Source organism: Caballeronia sp. NK8 (assembly GCF_018408855.1).
Taxonomy (GTDB): domain Bacteria; phylum Pseudomonadota; class Gammaproteobacteria; order Burkholderiales; family Burkholderiaceae; genus Caballeronia.
This window is the reverse complement of the sequence record NZ_AP024323.1, coordinates 166,890-188,472: the sequence shown is the minus strand read 5'-3', so window position 1 is coordinate 188,472 and position 21,583 is coordinate 166,890. Positions and strand designations below refer to the sequence as shown.

Sequence of the window (21,583 nt, the reverse complement as noted above, 5' to 3'; positions counted from 1 at the left end):
GCGGGCGTCTCGAGCTGCTTTCTTTGGTTACTTTCTTTGCAGCAGCAAAGAAAGTGACTGCCGCCCCGCACAGGGGCAACGCTAGTAGACCAACACGACAACGGGATCCGGCAACAAAAAGACCTAACCTAAAGGAAAGCCCAAATGGCAAATGCACTCCCCGAACGGTTACTCCCGGGCGCCTCCTACCCGCTCGGAGCCAACTGGGACGGTCTGGGCGTCAACTTCGCGGTGTTCTCATCGAATGCTCACCGCATCGAGGTATGTCTATTCGACAGCACCGGCCGCAAGGAACTGATGCGCTTCGACCTGCCCGAGTGCACCGATGAAATCTGGCACGGCTATCTCCCCGGCGCGCATCCGGGAACGGTCTACGGTTTCCGCGCCCACGGCCCGTACCAGCCACAGCAAGGTCACCGCTTCAACCCGCACAAACTGCTGCTCGACCCCTACGCGAAAAAGCTCGTCGGCCCCTGGCGCTGGTCCGATGCGCTCTTCGGTTATCGCGTGCATTCGAACCGGCTCGACATGTCGATGGACCGTCGCGACTCCGCACCCGCGATGCCCAAATGCATCGTCACCGACGACGCCTTCGACTGGTCCCGCGACGTGCGCCCCGACACGCCCTGGGGGGAAACCATCATCTACGAGACGCACGTGCGCGGCACATCGATGATGCGCCACGACATCCGCCAGCACGAACGCGGCACCTTCGCGGCGCTCTCGTCGCCGTGGTTCATCGAGCACTTGCAGAAACTCGGCATCACCGCTGTGGAGTTCCTGCCGGTCCACGCTTTTCTCAACGACCGCTTTCTCGTCGAGCGCAGCCTCAGAAACTACTGGGGCTACAACACGGCGGCGTTCTTCGCGCCCGAACCGTCGTATCTGTCGACACATCGGCTCAACGAAATGCGTATCGCCGTGCGCCAGTTGCACGCGGCGGGCATCGAAGTATTTCTCGATGTCGTCTACAACCACACGTGCGAAGGCAACGAGCTCGGACCGACGGTCTCATGGCGCGGCCTCGACAATGCCAGCTACTACCGCCTGATTCCCGGCGACGAGCGCCATTACATCAACGAGACCGGCTGCGGCAATACCGTGAACCTGTCGCATCCGCGCGTGCTGCAGATGGTGATGGATTCGCTGCGCTACTGGAGCACCGCGTTCAATATCGACGGCTTTCGTTTCGATCTCGGCGTCACGCTCGGGCGCGAAGGCCACGGCTTCGATCCAGGTTCGGGCTTCTTCGATGCCGTTCGCCAGGATCCGATCCTCTCCACGCGCAAGCTCATCTCGGAGCCGTGGGACATCGGGCCGGACGGCTATCAGGTGGGCAATCATCCGCCGGGCTTCGCCGAATGGAACGACAAGTATCGCGACGGCGTGCGTCGCTTCTGGCGCGGCGATGCGGGCATGCGCCCCGATCTCGCCGCGCGCCTCACCGGCTCCGCGGAACTGTTCAACCGCCGCTTCAGGAAACCGTGGGCTTCGGTGAATTTCGTCGCGTCGCATGATGGCTTCACGCTCGCCGATGTCACCGCGTATTCGCACAAGCATAACGAGGCGAATCAGGAAGGCAACAACGACGGCCACAACGAAAATTGCAGCACGAACTGGGGCGTGGAAGGCCCAACCGAAGACCCCGCGATTCTCGCCATCCGCGCGCGCCTCGCCCGCTCGATGATCGCGACGACACTGCTCTCGCTCGGCACGCCGATGCTGCTCGCCGGCGACGAATTCGGCCGCACGCAACAAGGCAATAACAACGCCTACTGCCAGGACAACGAGATATCGTGGCTCGACTGGGACGCGGCGGCGAGTACGCAGGGTGTCGAGATGACCGAGTTCGTCGCGCGCGTCATCGCACTGCGCAAAAGTTACCCCGTGCTGCGCGAAACGCGCTTTCTCTACGGCGACCGCGAAGTGTTGCCCGGACTCTACGATGTGAGCTGGTTCGATGAACGCGGCGACGCGCTCGAGATCGAAGCATGGCAGGACGCCGAGCGGCGCGCGCTCACGCTGCGGCGCGCAGGCCCCGGTATCGACGGCGAAATCGATGTGCTGCTGATCATGTTCAACGGATCGTCGCAAACGCTGGTATTCACGCCGCCCGCGCCGCACTTGGAATGGAACGTGCTCATCGATAGCGCGGAGCCCGACTCCGTGACGCGGCCGCTCGTCGGCAGCGATCTGGAAGTGGCCGCGCACAGCATCACGGTGCTGCTGGCCGAGCCGACCGGCGAGGCCGACTGGCAGGCGGTGTGGATGGCGGGCGCGCATCAGGGGCCTCGACTTTTGACGGCTTTGCCGCCCGATCCGGGTACGATGCCCTCGCCACGTGCGCCCGACATCGATTCGCCGCATTGAAGCGCCAGCAAAAGACTTGACACGCCCGCGAGAAATTCGCCGAACAGCAGCACAACAGGCAGGAAATCATGTCCGAACGTCCGATCGATCCGCACAAGCATCATCATGCGTATTGCCTTCCTTTCGGCGCTCATCTGACGGGCGCCGTGCGTGAAAATCCGCGTACGCGCTTTCGGTTCTGGGCGCCTTCGCGCGATGCCGTGCAAGTGGAAATTCAGCGCGCGGGCGGCGCGCCCGAACTGGTCGGCATGCAGGCAACCGGCGACGGCTGGTTCGAAGCCGAAGCCGATGGCGGCGCGGGCACGCTCTACCGCTATCGGCTGGACCAGGACCTCGCCGTGCCCGATCCCGCTTCGCGCTTTCAGCCGCAGGACGTGCACGGCCCGAGCGAAGTCGTCGATCCGCGCGCGTATCGCTGGACCCACACCAACTGGCACGGCAGGCCGTGGGAAGAAACCGTGCTGTACGAACTGCACGTCGGCGCGATGGGCGGTTATGCCGGCGTCACCGCGCGTCTGCCGGAACTCGCGCAACTCGGCGTGACGGCCATCGAACTGATGCCGCTCAACGATTTCTCCGGCACGCGCAACTGGGGCTACGACGGCGTGCTGCCCTACGCGCCCGACTCGTCCTACGGCCGCCCCGAGGACTTGAAGAAGCTTGTCGACACGGCACACGGTCTCGGCCTGATGGTGTTTCTCGATGTCGTTTATAACCACTTCGGCCCGGACGGCAACTATCTGCACGCGTACGCGAAGACCTTCTTCCGCGAAGGCGTGTACACGCCGTGGGGTCCGGCGATCGACTTCGAGCGTCCGCAAGTGCGTGACCTCTTCTTCGACAATGCCCTGTATTGGCTCAACGAATATCGTTTCGATGGCCTGCGCCTCGATGCGGTGCACGCCATCGACGACGACGAATGGCTGCGCGAGTTCGCGCACCGCGTGCGCAGTTCCGTCGAAGCGGGCCGTCACGTGCATCTCGTCCTTGAGAACGAGCACAACACGGCGAATCTGCTCGAAACGCATTTCGACGCCCAATGGAACGACGACGCGCACAACACGCTGCACGTCCTTCTGACAGGCGAAAGCGAGAGCTACTACGGCGCGTATTGCGACAGGCCCATCGAGAAGCTCGCGCGCATCCTGAGCGAAGGCTTCGCGTATCAGGGCGATCCATCGCCGATCCACGATGGCAAGCCGCGCGGCGAAACGAGCGCGCATCTGCCGCCCACGCGTTTCGTGATGTTCCTGCAGAACCACGATCAGATCGGCAATCGGGCGATGGGCGACCGTCTGCGCTCATTGACCGACGATGAATCGCTCTACGCCGCGACGGGTCTTCTGTTGCTGTCGCCGCAGGTTCCGCTGCTGTTCATGGAAGAGCAATACGGGTCGAAGCAGCCTTTCCTGTTCTTCACCGACTATCACGATCAGCTCGCCGATGCCGTGCGCGAAGGCCGTCGCAAGGAGTTCGCAAAGTTCTCCGCGTTCAGCGACGAAAAACGCCGCGCGCAGATTCCCGATCCGAACGATAAACAGACCTTCGCGATGTCCTCGCCGACGCTGTCCGACAAACAGGACGAAGAAGACCGGCTCGCATGGCTGCACTTCTATCGCTCGGCGCTTACGGTGCGCGCGAAGCTCGTCACGCCGCGTCTGAAGGGCGCGAAATCGCTCGGCGCGGATGTGCTCGGCGACAAGGCGCTCGTCGCGCGCTGGAAGCTCGGCGATGGCGAGACGCTGACCATCGCGCTCAATCTCGGCGATGAGGGCATCGCGCTGAAGGAGAATCCCGCCGGCAAGATCATCTTCGAGACGCCGGCGCGCGCGCAGGATCGCGCGCGTGACGGGGAACTCAGCGGGCGCACGTTCCTCGCCTGGCTCACCGGCGATGTGAACGAGTACGCGATCGCGCACGACGCGCGCCGCTTCGAACCGGCATCGGCCGAAGGGAAAGTCTCGTGAGCGCCGCCACCAGTAAAACGCACGACACGCGGCCCGTGAGCAGCATCGAAGCGCTCGCGGAGCGCGCGGGCTTCGAGATCGAATGGCTGAACGCGCACAAGACCATGCAGCGCGTGCCGGAAACGACGCTGCGCATCCTGCTGGAAAAGCTCGGCCTGCCGTGCGGCAACGCCACGCAGATCCGGCAGAGTATGGCCGCCATCGATGCCGAGATCAGCGGACGCAAGCTGCCGCCGCTCATCACCGCCGAAGTGGATCGCGGCATCGCGCTGCCGGTGTCGGCGGCGAAGTCGGGCGCGCGCTATCGCATCGAACTGGAAAGCGGCGAGGTCATCGACGGACGCTTCACGTCGCCCAAGGGCGAGACCGCGCTGCTCTCGCCGATCGCCGAGCCGGGTTATCACACGCTCGTCATCAACGACCACCGCACGACGCTCGCGGTCGCGCCCACGCGCTGCTATACGATCGACGACGCATGGCGCACCGTGGACGAAGACGCCGAACACGCGCCGCCGCTCTGGGGCGTCGCGGCGCAGGTGTATGGACTGCGGCGCAACGGCGATGGCGGCATCGGCGATTTCACCGCGCTGGCGTCGCTCGCGACGCAGACGGCGAGGCGCGGCGGACACGCCGTCGCCATCAGCCCGATGCACGCGATGTTCAGCGCCGAGCCGAACAAGTTCAGCCCGTATTCGCCGTCGTCGCGGCTCTTTCTCAACATCGCGCATATCGATCCGGCCGCCGTGCTCGGCGCGCCCGCGGCCCGCGCGGCGATCGAAAAAGCGGGCGTGGCCCAGGAGCTCGACGAACTCGAAGGTCTCTCGCTGATCGACTGGCCGCGTGCATCGAAAGCGCGTCTTGCGATTCTGCGCGCCCTCTTCGACACCTTTTCGCAAGACCGCGATTCGCCCTTCGCGAAGGACTTCGCCGCGTTCGTCGAGGAAGGCGGCCGGCCGCTCGAAGATCATGCGCGCTTCGAGGCGCTGCAGGCCGCGCAGATCACGGAGAATGGCGAAGGCCACTGGCGCAACTGGCCCGAGGCGTTGCGCGATCCGCGCAGCGACGCGGTGACGGAATTCGCCAGCGCGCATCGCCGCGAAGTCGACTTTTATCTCTTCACGCAATGGCTCGCGGCCAAGGGCCTCATGCATGCGCAGTACGCCGCGCGCGATGCGGGCATGGCCGTGGGTCTCGTCGCGGACCTCGCGGTCGGTTGCGACAGCGCGGGCAGTCACGCATGGTCTTATCGCGAGGAAATGCTCACGGGCGTGTCGGTCGGTGCGCCGCCCGACCTCTTCAATCAAGCCGGGCAATCGTGGGGCCTCACGACCTTCTCGCCGCGCGCGATGCGCACGCAGGGCTTTGCGGCGTTCATCGACATGCTGCGCTGCGCGTTCGCGCGCGCGGGCGGCATCCGCATCGATCATATTCTCGGCCTGCGCCGGCTCTGGCTCGTGCCCGAAGGCGAAAGCGCGAAAGACGGCGCGTATCTGCGCTATCCGCTCGATGACATGCTGCGGCTCATCGCGCTCGAATCGTGGCGGCATCGCGCGATCGTGGTCGGCGAGGACCTCGGCACCGTGCCGCCAGGCTTTACGGAGCGCTTGCAGGAGCACGGCTTGCTGGGCATACGCGTGCTGTGGTTCGAGCGCGAAGTGGATGGCCCGGGCTTCAAGCCGCCGCGCGAATGGGACAGCGGCGTCACCGCGACGACGACGACGCACGACCTGCCGACCGTCACCGGATGGTGGCGCGGCGAGGACATCGTGTGGCGCTCGAAGATCGGTCAGACGAACGCGCGCGCCGATGGCCGCGACGCCGTCGAAGCAGCGCTCGAGGAGCGCGGCGAGGACCGCGCCTATCTGTGGCGCGCGTTTCAGGATGCGGGCATCGCACCCGACGACGTGGACGCGCCCGGCATCGACAACGCGCCCGTCGATGAAGCGCTCGCCTTCGTCGCCGCGACGCCCGCGCCGCTCGTCACGTATCCGCTCGAGGACCTGCTGGCGCTCGCGGAGCAGCCGAACCTGCCCGGCTCGATCGACGAGCATCCGAACTGGCGAAGGCGCATGACCAGCGCCGTCGACGAGCTGTTTCTCGACGATGCCTTCTCCGACCGCCTGCTCGCCGTCGATGCCGCGCGCAAGCGCTCCGTGCAGCCGAACGAAACCACATCGAAACCCGAATCACCATGACCGTACCGCGTTCCACGCTCAGGCTTCAGCTTCACAAAGACTTCACGTTCGACGACGCCGCCGCGCTCGTGGACTACTTCGCGCAACTCGGCGTGAGCCACGCCTATGTGTCGCCGATCACGACCGCGACCGCCGGCTCCACGCACGGCTACGACGTCGTCGACTACACGACGGTCAATCCCGAGCTGGGCGGCGAGGATGGGCTGCGGCGCTTTGTCGAGAAGCTGCGCGCGCACGAGATGGGACTCATCGTCGATATCGTGCCGAATCATATGGGCGTGGGTGGATCGCAGAACGCGTGGTGGCAGGACATCCTCGAATGGGGCCGCCATGCCGCGCACGCGCGCTTCTTCGACGTCGACTGGCATTCGCCCGATCCCGCGTTGCGCGGCAAGGTGCTCGCGCCGTTTCTCGGCGCATCCTATGGCGACGAATTGCAGGCCGGCAAGATCAGGCTCGCGTACCGCGCGGACGAAGGGCGCTTCGTCATCGAGTATTACTCGAATGCGTTTCCGGTCTGCCCGGTCGACTACCCTGCCGTGTTTCAGGAAGCGCCCGAGCTTGCGCAACGCTTCGTCGGTCTGACGACGCAGCCTGTCGATCAGCCGCGCGCCGCCGACGCCCGCACCGCGCTCGTCACCATCGCGCAGACCGAGGGCGGCCAGGCTGCGATCGAGGCGATCCTCGCCGCGCATGCGCCGGATACGCCCGCAGGCCGCGACCGGTTGCATCGTCTGCTGGAGCGCCAGCATTTCCGCCTTGCATGGTGGCGCACCGCCGCCGACGAAGTGAACTGGCGGCGCTTCTTCGACGTGAGCACGCTCGGCGGCGTGCGCGTCGAGCGGCCCGAGGTGTTCGAGGCATCGCATGCGCTCGTCTTCAGACTCTTTACGGAAGGGCTGATCGATGGCGTGCGCGTCGATCACGTCGATGGTCTCGCCGAACCGCGCGAGTATTGTCAGCGCTTGCGCGCGCGACTCGAAGAGCTGGCGATCGAACGTCCCGAGGCGTTGCGGCACGGCAATGGCCGCACGTATTTCGTCGTCGAGAAGATTCTTGCGCGCGGCGAGCCGTTGCGGCGCGACTGGCAGGTCGACGGCACGACCGGCTACGACTTCATGAACGATGTCGGCGCGCTGCTGCACGATCCGGCGGGCGCGGAACCGCTTGCCGCGTTGTGGGCCGAGATCACGGGCAAGAGCGCGTGCTTCGCCGATGAAGCGCTCGCCGCGCGCCGCAAGATACTCGCGGAGAATCTGTCGGCGGAACTGGATCGCGTCACGCGCGCGCTGCATCGTATCGCGCGCGATGCGCAGACGACGCGCGATCTCACGTTCACGTCGATCAGGCGGGTGGTCGCGGAACTCGTCGTGCAGTTTCCGGTGTATCGCATCTATCCGATCGGCAGCGTGCGCAGCCCCGAGGACGAGCGCTTCTTCACGCAAGCGCTCGACGCCGCGCGCGCGGTGCTCGCGCGGGCGGATCATGTCGTGCTCGACCAGGTCGCGCAATGGCTCGGCGGCAAGCTGCCCGACGATGTGCCGCAGCCCGAGCGTGGCGAGCGTCCGGAACGCGGCCGTGATCGCGCCGCGGAGCGCACCCGCGAGCGTGATCGCAATCAGGCGCAGGCGGGGCCGAACCCGCCATCGTCGAGCGGCTCGCAGCGTCGTGCGGCGCAGACGCTGTTTTCGCAGTTGACATCGCCGGTGGCGGCGAAGGCGGTCGAAGATACGGCGTGCTATCGCTACGGGCGGCTCATTTCGCGCAATGAAGTCGGCGCGGACCCGGGTGAATTTTCGCTGTCCGTCGACGCGTTCCACGCAGGCAATCAGGAGCGCTTCGCCGCGTTTCCGCATGCCATGCTCTGCACTGCGACGCACGATCACAAGCGCGGAGAAGACGTGCGCGCGCGCATCGCGGCGTTGAGCGAGATTCCCGACGAGTGGGCCACGACGCTGCGGCAATGGTCCACCTTGAACACGCCTCTGAGACGCGGCGATCAGCACGACTGGGCGCCGGGGCCGGCTGCGGAGGCGATGCTTTATCAGACGCTCGTCGGATGCTGGCCGACGACGCTCGCCCCCGATGACGAAGCGGGCGTTCACGCGCTTGCGGAACGTGTGGCGCAATGGCAGTTGAAGGCGCTGCGTGAGGCGAAGTCGCGTACGAGCTGGTTCGCGCCCGACGAAGCGTACGAGAACGCGTGCAAGGACTTTCTATTCGATATCGTCGCGCCGCAACGGCGCAATGGCTTTTTGCAGGAGTTGTCGGCGTTCGTCTCGCGGGTCGCGCCGCTCGGCGCGATCAACAGTTTCCAGCAGACGCTGTTGCGGCTTACATCGCCGGGCGTGCCGGATCTTTATCAGGGCACCGAGTTGTGGGACTTCAGTCTCGTCGATCCTGACAATCGCAGGCCTGTCGATTATGGGTTGCGTCGGCAGTGGCTCGCCGAGGTGGAAGAGAAGGGACCGCCCTCCGAGCAGTTGGCGAACTGGCGCGATGGGCGTGTCAAGCTGGCGCTCGTGAGACGCGCTTTGGCTTTGCGCAAGCATTGCGAGTCGTTGTTCGCTCAAGGAGAGTATGTGCCGCTCGAGGTTCAGGGTGAGCAGGCTGGACATGTGATCGCTTATGCGCGGCATGCGGGGAGTGCGTTTGCGATCGTGATCGCGACGCGGCTTGCGGCGCCGTTGCTGGATCCTGAGCGGGATGTGCCGCTTGTCGAGCCTGAGCGGTGGGGCGACACGGCGATCGTGTTGCCCGAGGCGCTGCATTCGCGGGCGTTGTTCGATTGGTTGGGGCCCAATGCGCCCAAGGCCGAGGGGGAGAGGCTGTTTTTGCGCGATGCGTTGGGGGTGATGCCGGTGGCTTTGCTGGTGGAGGAAGGCGTGCCGAAGCCTTAGGGTTTTGGTTTTTCGCCGGATCCCGTGTTCGCGTCGGTCTATTAGCACTGCCCCTGTGCGGGGCGGCAGTCACTTTCTTTGCTGCTGCAAAGAAAGTAACCAAAGAAAGCAGCCTGACACGCCCGCGGTCACACGCAATTTGAGTGTTCCTCTCGTCGATCGTGGCGTCAGTAGCGAGTGCCCTCGTAGGCCTAACCGGGCTTGGACCGCGCACGGTCTGACAAGCTAGTCGTTTAAGCGCGCTGATTCAGCACGAAATAGCATCGGCACAGCGCTACGCGCTGCCGTTGGGTATGCAAGGGAAACCGACGAGAAAAGAGAACCGCAGAAGCCCACGCAGGCCCGATTGACCCATCGGCCGCGAAGCGGGCCGGAGCTATTTCGTGCTGAACCGGTTTGTTTTGTGGCGCGATGTGTCAGACCGTGCGCGGTCCAAGCCCGGTTAGGCCTACGAGGGCACTCGCTACTGCTGTGCCAAGACCGATCGCCTGTGCCGGGGCCGGCATGAAGTACTTTGGATGGGGAAAGCTGTTTCTTTGGTTACTTTCTTTGCAGCAGCAAAGAAAGTGACTGCCGCCCCGCACAGGGGCAACGCCAATAAACCGACACGCCAACGGGATCCGGCGACAAACCAAAAACCAAAACCCAAACCCCAAAAGGTCACTCCGCTTCCTCAAGCGCCTCTTCTCTTGGATAGACCCGCACCAGTACGATGCGCGGCCCGTTCATCTTCTTGACCACGATATCGAACCGATCGAACTCCACTCGTTGCCCTTCGGTGGGCAAATCGCCGAGCGCATTGATCACGAGCCCGCCCACCGATTCCGCCCGCCCTTCATCGATATCGATCCCCAGCGCGCGCTCGAGCGAAACAACCGGCAAGCTCCCCTTGCCCATCAGCGTGCCATCGTCCATGCGTGACCAATCGGCATCGCCCTGACGAAACTCGTCGTGAATCTGCCCGACGAGCGCGCCAAGCAGGTTATCGAGCGTGATGAAGCCGATCGGCTTCGCCCCCTTGCGCCCAACGATGGCCAGATGCGGCGCGCCTTTGCGAAAACGCCGAAACAACTCCAGCGCCGACAGATTCGGCGCGACATATTGCACGGGCCGCACATGCCGAGAAAGCTTGTCGATCTTCTCGGCTGCATCCTTGGACAAGCTGAAGTTGAAGCCGCGCCCGCTGCCATCGCCCGCCAGCAGCAGGTCCTTCAAATGGATCATGCCGATCACGCGCTCGCCTGACGCATCGGCGAACAGCGGATAGCGCGAAAAACGGTGCCGCGAAATCACAGCGAGGTTGTCACGCATCGGCAAATCGTTACGCAGCCCGACGAGCTCATGTGCCGGACGCATCAGGTCCGACACCGTCATGCGGCTGAAATCGAGCGAATGCGCGATGGTGTTCCACTCGTCCTCGTTATACGAAGACGCGCCGCCATGACGACGCCCGCGCAGGATCAGCTTGAGCTCGTCGGTGGAGTAATGCGCATCGTGACCGTGCTCGGCCGAGATGCCGAAAAGCCGCAGCACGAAGTTCGCGCTCGAGTTCAGCACCCAGATGAACGGATACATCACCCAGTAGAAGCCATAGAGCGGCGTGGCGAGCCACAGACCCACCTGCTCCGCGCGACGAATGGCCCACGACTTCGGCGCCAGCTCGCCGACGACGATATGCAGAAACGAAATGACCGTGAACGCGAAGAAGAGAGAGATCGAATCGATCAGCTTCTCCGATTCGACACCGATCAGCGCAAACAACGGATGCAGGAGCGTGGCGAACGCCGGCTCGCCGATCCAGCCAAGCCCGAGGGACGCCAGCGTGATGCCGAGCTGGCATGCGGACAGATAGGCGTCGAGCTGCCCGTGCACCTTGGCGAGCAGGCGGCCAGGAAGGCCGTTGGTGCGCGCGAGCGCCTTGACGCGCGTGGGCCGCAGTTTGACGAGCCCGAACTCCGCCGCGACGAAGAAGCCATTCAACGCGACGAGCAACAATGCGCCGATCAGCGCGACAACCTGAGCCAAAGCAACTCTCTTCGAAAATGGAAAGCGTCAGTATATGGCCGACAGGAAATCGAAAGTCAATTTACATCCCTGCGACCGGCAGGCGCACCGACAACGTCACTTCCGCGCCGTCCGCGATATCGCTGTGCTCGAACGCGCCGCCATGCGCTTCGGACACGCGCTTGCACAGCGCGAGCCCCCACGCGATGCGCCCGCCTTCGCGCGGTTCCAGGGCCTGTCGGCGCGCGAAGGCTTCGAGCACGTGTGGCGACGCCGCGTCGCTGAGCGCCTCGGCCGATACCGTGAAACGCACGTCGGTGCGCCACATGCTGCCTTCGACATTGCTCGACGCGCGCACCGTCGCGCCCGCCGCGCTCGCCTCGGCGGCGAACGCGAGCATCAGCCAGAGCGCCTGCAACAGACGCTCCGCATCGCCTTCGAGTTGTTCTTCCGCGAGCGGCGAGTCGATCTCGATCGTCACGCCGCGCGCCCGCGCGACGCCTGCGCGCGCCAGCGCCGCGCTCTTTTCCAGCAGCGGACGCACCGCGACCGGTGCGAGCGCGACGGACAGCGCCTTGGTCTCGGCGCGTGTCGTATCGACGGATTGCTCGATCAGCTTCACCTGTTGCTCGACACCCGAGCGGATGCCCGCGAGCGCGCGCTGCGCGGCTGGATCGTTGGCGTCGACCTTGCGTTCGAGCACGTAGCCCCAGCTATGGATCGCGTTCAACGGACCGCGCAGATCGTGCGATACCACCGACAGCACATGATCGCGCATGAAGAGCGCCGCCTCCGCACGCAGATGCGCGATGCGATCGGCGGTGCCGTCCTCCTTGTCCGATACCCCTGCCGACGGCGACACGATCAGCGTCACGCAATCCGCACCCGGCAGCGCGATGATCGAAAAGGCGCGCGTGGTATCACCCTCGTCGATCGACACGTGCGCGCGGCGCGTGCCGTTGCACGCGAGCGCGGCATCGGCCGCCGACGCGAACGCCGCGGTGAGAGGTCGGGGTAGCGGGGTATCGGCGAGCGCGCGGCCGACGAGCGCGGCGGGATCGAGATCGAAGAGATGCGCCAGGACGGCGTCGGCGGAGAGGCAGCGCTGGGCGGCGTCGAGCACCAGCACGCCGTCGTTTCCTGCGACGGACGCGCCGAAGGAGTTGTCGCCTTCCGGCTCGACCGTACTGGAAAAAGACGTTGTCACGGTTATGGATCCTTGCGTGTAACGGTGTTGCGGTGAAGTCGCGAAGCCGGTTGCATCTGCCCGAAGAATGGGCAGCTCGAATGAATCCCTGCGGATCATTATATGTGAGCGCCTACGACGCATGCGGCAGCGGTGCATTCCGTGCGCCGCCGCGCCTGTGTAGCAATCCGCGTGCACGATCGTGCTCAAGCAGCCCGATTCGAAAATATCGGAATGCTATTAATTCGCTTTTTGATAGCCGCATATTCAAGGCAATAAACTCTCGTTACGTTTTTTACATGTCGAGTTTCAAAGCGGGATTGGCGGCTGCAAACAAGCTCAAGTTGGCAAAATGCAATACCTTCAGCAATTAAAATTCCCTACGCAAAGCCGCGCATCGATTTTATTTTTCTCTTGACGGCGACTTGAGGCGCTCAATCTGGAGAATACGCATTCGATTCCGCATTCAGGCGTAGCAGAACTTTCCCCGCTTCACACCTGTCCATAGCATTCCCTCCGGCGTTCAGCGTTTGAAGCGCTTGAATCAGCCGGCACGCATGACCGCCTCGGCCACGGTGGCTTTCGAATCAACTCTAACCGGTGACACGAGCACAATGACACGCGTCCACAATGGCAACCCTGAAACCTTGCTCTCGGTGATCATCCCCGCGTACAACGTGGAGCATTTCATCGCCGCGTCTCTCGAATCAGCGCTCTCGCAACCGCGTTCCGATGAAATCGAACTGATCATCATCGACGATGGCTCGACGGATCGCACGCTCGAACGCATCCTCGACGTGCAGCGCAGCGCACGCGGCCGCAATATCCGCGTCATTCATCAGGAAAACCGTGGCGTTTCCGCCGCACGCAATCGCGCGATCGCGGAAGCGACGTCGCCATACATAGGCTTTCTCGATTCCGACGACGTCTGGGCAGCGGACTTCACCGCGAAGATCATGCCGCTGCTCGACTCGAACGCTGCGGACATCATCGAATTCAACGTCGGCATCATCGATTCGGGCGGCAAAGTCATCGACAAGGTCACGCTGATCGATGCGGGCACGGAAGGTCATCGCGCATGCGATCTCGACGCGCTGCTGGACTTCGCGCGCGTGTATCAGGTGTTTCCGGTCGCGCGCGTGTACAAGCGCGAACTGTGGGACGGCATCGAGTTTCCGGCCGGACGCGTCTATGAAGACGCCGCCGCGATTCCGCTCGTCTATGCGCGCGCGAAATCGCTCTTTCGTCTCACCGATGATCTCTACTTCTATCGCCGCCGCGCAGGCAGCATCACGACCCGCGCGACGCCGTACACGGTGCAGTCGCTCGCGACCTGCGCGGAAGAGACCATGCAACGCTGCCACGGCGGCCCGCTCGATCCCTTCTGGCTCGCGATGTTCCACAAGGTCTTCGCGTATGCGTGCTTTCAGGCCGCGCGCGTCGATGGCCACGCGTTCGCCGAATCGATGCGAATCATCGAAGCCACGGCGGCACGCTATCGCGACTTCGCCACGCATCGCTCGGATACGCAGAAGGAACTGCGCTTTCACGGGAAGATCGCCGTCGATCGTCGCGTGTTCCTCGCCAAGCGCCTCGTCAAGCGCGCGCTCGGCCTCGAGTTGCGTCCGCCTGCGGCGGCATCGCGTGCACATCGCGTTCCCCGACAGGCGTCAGCGGTGAATGAATGAGGCCTGCGAAGCCGGTATGCCATACCAGCACTTCAAGTAGTTTGCAATCGAACGATCCCGTGTCAGACGCACATTTGCGTGGGCAAACCCACTGATGAATATGCTTTTATTTTGTTAAATAAGGTTTGCAATACACTGATGCTTTCCGGCTTTGAATCGATGGTCCGGAGGCGGTGTATTCCGTTCAACTTCCGCGCACCCGACGCCGGTCCAAAGGCGCAGACGTGCACATCTCCTGGCCGCGTGCCGCATTGACGGCAGAGCGCGCAAGCGAAACTATTCGCCTGAGAAGCTGTCACGCAAGAGCCCCTCGCGTCGGGCGAACCAGCACGGTTCGCAACCTTGCGGCATAGTCATCAAGATCACCACGCTTCGCACAAGCCGGGAAAAAACCGTTCAATGGCATCTTTTCGAAAGAACTTCACGATTCTGATGACGTTGCAGGTATCCACATACCTCGCACCGCTGCTGACGCTGCCGTGGCTCGCGCGCGTCCTCGGTCCGGGCGAATATGGACGCCTTTCATTTGGCCTGGCCTTTACTGCCTACTTCATCTCGCTCACCAACTACAGCTTCTCGCTGACGGCCACGCCGAAGGTCTCGATCAATCGCGACAATCGCGAACTGCGCTCGCGCGTGTTCTGGGAAACCATCCTCACGCAAGCCTCGCTCGCGTGCGCCGGATTCGTCGTGATGGTCATACTGACGTCGGCCATCCCCTTTCTTCAAGAGAATCGCGAGCTGCTTCTCATCGGCTATGGCCAGGCGGTCGGCGCGATGCTGATACCCACGTGGTACTTCCAGGGCATCGAAGATCTCGGCATGCTGAGCCTCTTCGTATTCATCGGACGCGCGCTCAGCATTCCTGCGATGTATCTCTTCGTGCGCGAACACGACGATGTGTACATTGCGATGGCCGTGAATGCGCTGGTGCCGTTGCTGTCGGGCATCGCGATCTGCACGTACCTGTACTCCCGGCGCGAGCTCGACTTCGTGCGCGTGTCGTTCAAGACCATCGTCACTCGTCTGAAGGACGGCTGGAGCGTGTTCATTGCCACGGCGATCGTGGACATCTACGCATCGAGCAACATCGTGATACTCACGTTCATCGCGGGCAATGTCGCGGCGGGCTACTTCGCCGCGGCCGACAAGCTCATCCGCGCGGCACTGAATATGCTGACTCCTCTCAAGACCGCGGCGTATCCTCGCGTGAGCTTCCTCATGCATCACGCAAGAGAAGATGCCTTCGCGTTCCTTCGGAAGATGTTCGTGGTGCAAGCCGTGATCGTGTCACTGATCTCGGTGTGCATCTTCTTCGGTGCGCCGCTTGCAGTAAAACTCTTGTACGGACCGAAGTTCTTGCCTACCGTAGAGGTGTTGCGATGGATGGCGTTCGTGCCGTTGATGGCCGGCCTCTCCGATCTCTTCGGTGTTCAGACGATGCTTCCGCTCGGCATGAAGGCACAATTCAGTCGTGTGCTGATGGCGTCCGCGGTGGTGAACTTCGGCTTGCTCGCCGTGCTCGCAACGCTGTTCGGCGAACAGGGCGCGGGGGCTACGGTGCTGATCACCGAAACGCTGGTTGCTGCCGCGATGGCATTCACGCTGCATCTGCAAGGCGTGCCGTTACTGAAGCGTCGTCCAATCGCCGAAGGCGCGAGCTCGGGAACGACGTGATGCATGATTTTGATGTGGCAACATTCGACACACGCCCTACTTCAAAGTTGCATGCATGTATGTGAGTCAGCGAACCGACCGATGCAGTTCGAGCCGGTATCGTATTGGTATGACCAGTGTTTAATTAAGAGAGCCTGTGGAATGGAATCAGAGGAAATGTCGATCGAACACGTCCAGAAGCTGGTGCAGCAGGCCCAAAGCCTGCGCATGCAATCGGTCGCGGTTCCGCTCAAAGACCTGCAGATAATTCTGGAGATTTGCGAAGCGGCGATTGCTCAGCAGAATGCCTCAGTAACGAAATGACCTCAAACAATCCGTGTCCTGAGCACTTCAATGAGGAAGGTGCCCACGCCGGATGCCGCAGTCCCGACGCCGGGACGCCAAAAAATCTGAACGATTAGTCGGCTTCGCGCACCATTGCAGGGCGGCCGTTTTTACCGGGCCTTACCGCATTTCAACCGCGCGACGCAGAATAATCCTCAAAAAGACCGATCTAGCGGGAGCCATACGGCCAAATTGACCTGGTCAGAGGCTTCCAGCAGGTAATTCCGGGGAAGTTTTCGAGCATGATGGGGTTCCTCGCATCCGTGCGCGGGAACGACTCATGCTATGTCGCATCGCGTGCGAATTTTTCGATTGCGCAATTCAATGCTCGATCAGTACTCCTCGTGAACGACCGTGCACCTCTTTCATGCATCGGTCATTTCTCGAAAGTGTCACGTCGATCACCGATAACGATTAGGCCATTAACTTCTTATTGCGTATTGCCGCGGGTGCTCGGCAGGACGCCAACGAAGAGTCCAAGATGAAAGAGATCGTCCATATCACCGAAGCTTTCGGTGGCGGTGTGCTATCCATGCTGACCCAGCTTTCGAACCGCGCGGCAGCCGCGGGCGTCAGCGTCACGATCCTTCATTCGATCCGGCAGGAAACGCCCAACAATTTTTCCAGGCTTTTTCATCCGGCGGTCAAGCTGACCTATGTGAACATGGTTCGCGAAGTGAGCATGAAAAGCGACCTCACCGGTCTGTGGAATCTGGTCCGCAAGCTCAGGGAGTGCGATCCGTCGGTGATCCATCTGCACTCCTCGAAGGCCGGCGTGCTGGGACGCGCCGCTGCGCGCATCGCCGCACCGCGTGCCCGCGTGTTCTATTCGCCGCACGGCCTCGCGTTTCTGCGCCGCGACGTGTCGGCCGCGAAGCAGTTCGCCTATCTGAGCTTCGAGCGCATCGCGGCGCGTCTGGGCGGCACCATCGTCGCGTGCTCGAAGAGCGAGCTCTCCGAGATCGAGACGAGAATGCACGCGCGACAGGCCCGCATGATCGAGAACGGCGTGAACGTGCCGGAGATTCCGCCGCGCATCGAGAAAGACGCGCAGGACGTGCTCATCGGCATGAGCGGGCGCGCCACGTTTCAAAAGAATCATGAAGCGTTCGTGGACCTCGCCACCGCGTTGCACGGCGACTCGACGCAGTTCCTGTGGATCGGCGGTCATGCCGAAGAGTTGCCCGCCGGGACGCCCAACGACGTCGTGTCGTGCAGTGGCTGGGTCACGCGCGACCGTGCGCTTGAACTTACCGCCAGTCTCGACATCTATGTGCAGACGTCCCGTTGGGAAGGCATGCCTATCGCGCTGATCGAAGCGCAGGTCGCGGGCATTCCCGCCGTGGTCACGGACGTGGTCGGCAATCGCGATGTCGTTCAGCATGGCGTCACGGGCTTCGTCGCATCGAGTGTCGAAGAAATGACGCAGTACACGGCGATGTTGCGCGACGACCCCGTCCTGCGCGCGCGCATGGGAACAGCGGCGAGAACGTCGGCGAGCAAGCGCTTTTCGATGGACGCGATCTTCCGTCAATGGCTCTCCATATACGAACTCGACTCCTCCACGCACGCGCCCGCGCCCCTCGACAAGGACGAGATCGCCTATGAAACCAGCTCCGATTCACAGTTCTGACGCCTAGACCATGGATACTTCCTTCGCCACCAGCAAGCTCGTCTACAACGGCCGTTTCACGAGCCAGAAGACCACCGGCGTGCAGCGTGTCGCGCGCGAACTCGTCGCCGCACTCGGGCAGTTGCCGCAAGGCTCGCATGTGAGGCTCGCGGTTCCGCCGCAAAGCGGCCTCGATCCCGTGCAGGGCGTCGACACCGTCAAGCTCGGCTTCGGCAAGGGCGTCTTCTGGGAGCAGATCGTGCTGCCGCTCTTCGCCGGCCGCTCACGTATCGTGAATCTGTCCAACTCGGGCTCCATCTTTCGCACGAACCAGATCATCTACATGCACGATGCCGCGGTGTTCGATACGCCCGCGCACTTCTCGTGGAAGTTCCGCACCTGGTATCACGTGATGTTCTGGATTCTCGCGCGCACGTCGAGTTGCGTGCTGACCAACTCGACCTTCTCGCGCGACCGGCTCGCGCATCATGTCGGCGTGCCTGCGGAGCGCATCGGCGTGGTGCCGCTCGCCGCGGACCATCTCGATCACATCACGCCGGATGCTTCCGTGATCGACGAACTGAAGCTCACGAATAATCGCTACGTGCTCGCCGTGAGCAGCATGAATCCGACCAAGAACTTCAAACGTCTCGTCGAAGCATTCATGAAGCTGAACGATCCGTCGATCGATCTGGTGATCGTCGGTATGAAGAATGCGTCGATTTTTGGCAAGGCGCATGATCTGTCGAGCGCGCCGAACATCAAGCAGGCGGGCTACGTCAGCGACGAAAAGCTGAGAGCGCTCTACCAACATGCGGCATGCTTCCTCTATCCTTCCATTTACGAAGGGTTCGGCATTCCGCCGCTGGAGGCGATGCGCAACGGCTGCCCGACGCTCGTGGGCCGCGCGGCTGCGTTGCCGGAAACGTGCGGCGATGCATCGATCTATTGCGACCCCTACTCGGTCGACGATATTTCGAGCAAACTGCGCGAGCTGCTCGATTCGCCGGAACTGAGCGCGGACCTGAAGCGGCGCGGCCTCGCGCATGCCGAGCGCTTCCGATGGACGGAAAGCGCACGCCTGCTGATGCAGTTCATCGACAAGCCATGACGGCGCGTGCCAGCAGCAATGCCGACGCGCGCAGCGAGGGAGGAAGCCGGTGAGGTTGGGAATCTACTGCGACTCGGGTATAAACGGCGGTCACGAAGAGATGCTCAAGCGCTTCATGCTTGCGCTTGTGCCGAGCACGCAGGTCGAAACCTTGCATATCCTCGTGCCGACCAGGAACGAGCCGTTGTATCGCTACGTGCGCGATCTGGCGGCCGCTCATCCGAAAGTGAAGGCGATCGGTCTTTCGTACACGGCCGAATCGATACGCGGGAATGCGCTCGCGCTGTGGCGCACGATGCGCGCGACCGCCGCGACCTTGCGCGCATTGCGACTCGACAAGGTGCTGATCGCGCAAGGCACGATCGCGTCCGGCATCGCGGGGCTGTTCGCGGCGCGCCGGGCACGCATCGAGACGGTCAGCTATCTGCCGCTCGTCGACGAAGCGCCCGCGAACGCGAGCCGATCCGGCAAGCTCAAGTGGCTCGTCAAGCGCCGGTTGTATCGCATGCCGAACGCGTACGTCACGTTGAACGATCATCTGTGCGGCAAGCTGAAGACGCTCGCGCCGAACGCGCGCGCGATGGTGCTCGAGAATTATGTCGACGATCGCTTCAGCCGTTCGACGCTCACGAAAGAGGCCGCGCGCGCGTCGCTCGGCCTGCCCGACGACGGCACCACGATCATCGCGCATGTCGGCCGGCTGAACTTTCAGCAGAAGCGTCAAGACTTCCTGATGCAGGCCATCGAGCGACATGCCGATGCATTCGCACGTACGCTCGTGCTGATCGTCGGCGAAGGGCCGGACGCAGCGCGTCTGCAAGAGACGATCGACGCGAGCCCTGTGCTGTCCGCCTGCGTGCGAATGGTCGGGCCGCAGAAAGACGTGCTGCCGTATATCGTCGCCAGCGATGCGCTCGTGCTGCCCTCCGCGTACGAGGGCGTGCCGCTCGTGATGATCGAATCCGTGCTCGCGGAACGGCCGATCGTCGTCGCGCGCGTATCGGGACTCGACTCGTACTTGCCCGATGCATTGCTCTTTCCCGCGCACGACCACGATGCCTTCGTCGAACGCATCTTCGCCGCGAGCGATTTTCCGCTTGCCGCGTTGTCGGCCGCATTCCGGCGACGCTTCTCGCGCGAAGTATTCGATGCGCAGGCGCTGAACGTCGTGCTGCAAGCGGGCGATGCGCGCAACGCGGGCGTCGAGGCGACGGCACGACACTCCGACGCGCTGGTCAAATAACCGCGCGCACTATCACGAGGCCGAACGTCGATGCGAATTCTGGTGGCTGCGGTATTGGTGTTTGGCGCGTTGCTGTGCGCTTCGGTGCTGATCTTCGCGCGCAGCGGCACGTCCGACGCCTACCACAGCAGTCGCTCGGCCGTCCCCAAGGCGGATGCCGCGGGCCACGCGACGCCGAAGATTTCCTGCGGCAAGGGGTCGACCGGCGTGTTCTATGGCATCGCGGGACATCTGGAACATCGTGGCGCGTATCGCATGAGCGACTATGGTCTGCAGATTTCACAACTGCGTGATCTTGGTGTCACGATGTACGCGCAAGATGTGTCGAACGAGGAAAGCGCGCACATGGTCGCGGATTTCGCGCGCGCGGCGGCGAAGCAATGCATCGGCGTGCTCGCGCTCGTGACGCCCTTCGAACAGGAGAAGCGCGCGAACGAGCAGGAAACGTTCGAGCGCGGCTATGCGCTCGGCAAGATCGCGGGACGCATGCTGAAGGGGCTCGTCACGTACTATCAGGTGGGCAACGAGTACGACAACTGGACGATCCTCGGCTCGGACCGCAGCGGTGAACATCCGTCGGATTACGACAACGCGAGGTTCATGAAGGCGCGCGGATCGATCCTCGGCTTGATCAAAGGCATACGCGAGACGAACCCGGACGCGAAGATCCTGCTGACATCGTTCAGCTGGCTTCACTACGGCTTCACGGACATGCTCTATGCGGGTACGCAGCCCGACGGCAGCAAGGGCCATCCGATTCCGCAATGGGACATCACCGCGTGGCACTGGTACTCGAACATGGGATCGATCACGGCGGCGGGACAGAACAAGGTCAACGTGCTGGAGCGGTTGCGCGACAGTTACGGCAAGCCCATCTGGATCACGGAATATGGCGTGCGGCCGACTCATGAGGACCCGGCGGGCTATCTCGTCGGCAAGGATGCGTTGAAGGGATTCGTGTCGCTTGCAAAAACTTACAACATTCAGAATGTGACGTTGTACGAGCTATACGATGATCAACGCTACGGCGGCGATGGCAACTACGGCGTGATTCACGATGACGGTAAAACGCGCAAATCGCGCTTCGATACGGTGCGCGACTTCATCAAGGCGAACCCGATGCCGTGAAGATGGGCTCAACTTGTATGACGAAATCAACGCGCGTCGAACCGATGATTATCGCGCGAAAACACGGGGGCGCAAGTGGCGTGCCCGACATTGGAAGGCATTTAACGTTCGCTACTTAACAGACGCGAGCAACTCACGCCCGGAAGATAGTTTTGAACGCTATTTTTTCCGGGCGTAT

The 21,583-nt window shown here is 62.8% G+C and carries 13 protein-coding genes; 11 read left to right on the top strand and 2 right to left on the bottom strand.

Going from position 1 to position 21,583, the window contains the following annotated elements:
* Positions 1–144 precede the first annotated feature (144 nt).
* The 4 genes from glgX (at position 145) to treY (ending at position 9,432) form a co-directional block, all read left to right on the top strand.
* Positions 145–2,370, top strand: coding sequence for a glycogen debranching protein GlgX (glgX, locus tag NK8_RS15465; RefSeq protein WP_213229786.1), 2,226 nt, complete (start codon positions 145–147; stop codon positions 2,368–2,370).
* A gap of 68 nt (positions 2,371–2,438) precedes the next feature.
* A complete protein-coding gene (gene treZ, locus NK8_RS15460) occupies positions 2,439–4,337 on the top strand; it encodes a malto-oligosyltrehalose trehalohydrolase (RefSeq protein ID WP_213229783.1) in 1,899 nt (632 codons plus the stop codon).
* On the top strand, positions 4,334–6,532 hold the full coding sequence (gene malQ / locus NK8_RS15455; protein WP_213229781.1) for a 4-alpha-glucanotransferase: 2,199 nt from the start codon (positions 4,334–4,336) through the stop codon (positions 6,530–6,532). Before treZ ends, malQ begins: the two co-directional genes overlap by 4 nt.
* The gene (gene treY, locus NK8_RS15450) at positions 6,529–9,432 is read left to right on the top strand and encodes a malto-oligosyltrehalose synthase (protein ID WP_213229779.1); all 2,904 of its coding nucleotides are present in this window, start codon (positions 6,529–6,531) and stop codon (positions 9,430–9,432) included. The genes malQ and treY overlap by 4 nt, the downstream gene beginning before the upstream one ends.
* A gap of 660 nt (positions 9,433–10,092) precedes the next feature.
* On the opposite strand, the gene NK8_RS15445 is transcribed toward treY, so the two are convergent.
* Positions 10,093–11,457, bottom strand: coding sequence for a hemolysin family protein (locus tag NK8_RS15445; protein WP_162067022.1), 1,365 nt, complete (start codon positions 11,455–11,457; stop codon positions 10,093–10,095).
* A 61-nt stretch (positions 11,458–11,518) separates the two neighbouring features.
* Positions 11,519–12,643 (bottom strand): sensor histidine kinase, encoded by a 1,125-nt coding sequence (locus NK8_RS15440; RefSeq protein WP_367657790.1) that lies wholly within the window; start codon positions 12,641–12,643, stop codon positions 11,519–11,521.
* A 593-nt stretch (positions 12,644–13,236) separates the two neighbouring features.
* On the opposite strand from NK8_RS15440, the gene NK8_RS15435 reads away from it, so the two are divergent.
* The 7 genes from NK8_RS15435 (at position 13,237) to NK8_RS15405 (ending at position 21,405) form a co-directional block, all read left to right on the top strand.
* Complete coding sequence (locus NK8_RS15435; RefSeq protein WP_213229777.1) at positions 13,237–14,310, top strand: glycosyltransferase family 2 protein; 1,074 nt, start codon at positions 13,237–13,239, stop codon at positions 14,308–14,310.
* A gap of 399 nt (positions 14,311–14,709) precedes the next feature.
* A complete protein-coding gene (locus NK8_RS15430) occupies positions 14,710–15,987 on the top strand; it encodes a flippase (RefSeq protein WP_213229775.1) in 1,278 nt (425 codons plus the stop codon).
* Between the two features lie 156 nt (positions 15,988–16,143).
* Entirely contained in the window at positions 16,144–16,290 is a 147-nt protein-coding gene (locus tag NK8_RS15425) for a hypothetical protein (protein WP_213229773.1), read from the top strand.
* Between the two features lie 502 nt (positions 16,291–16,792).
* Entirely contained in the window at positions 16,793–17,944 is a 1,152-nt protein-coding gene (locus NK8_RS15420; protein WP_213229771.1) for a glycosyltransferase, read from the top strand.
* A gap of 10 nt (positions 17,945–17,954) precedes the next feature.
* A complete protein-coding gene (locus tag NK8_RS15415) occupies positions 17,955–19,034 on the top strand; it encodes a glycosyltransferase family 1 protein (protein ID WP_162067018.1) in 1,080 nt (359 codons plus the stop codon).
* A 49-nt stretch (positions 19,035–19,083) separates the two neighbouring features.
* Complete coding sequence (locus tag NK8_RS15410) at positions 19,084–20,277, top strand: glycosyltransferase (protein WP_213229769.1); 1,194 nt, start codon at positions 19,084–19,086, stop codon at positions 20,275–20,277.
* A 30-nt stretch (positions 20,278–20,307) separates the two neighbouring features.
* The gene (locus NK8_RS15405) at positions 20,308–21,405 is read left to right on the top strand and encodes a glycosyl hydrolase (protein ID WP_162067017.1); all 1,098 of its coding nucleotides are present in this window, start codon (positions 20,308–20,310) and stop codon (positions 21,403–21,405) included.
* The last annotated feature ends 178 nt before the right edge of the window (positions 21,406–21,583 follow it).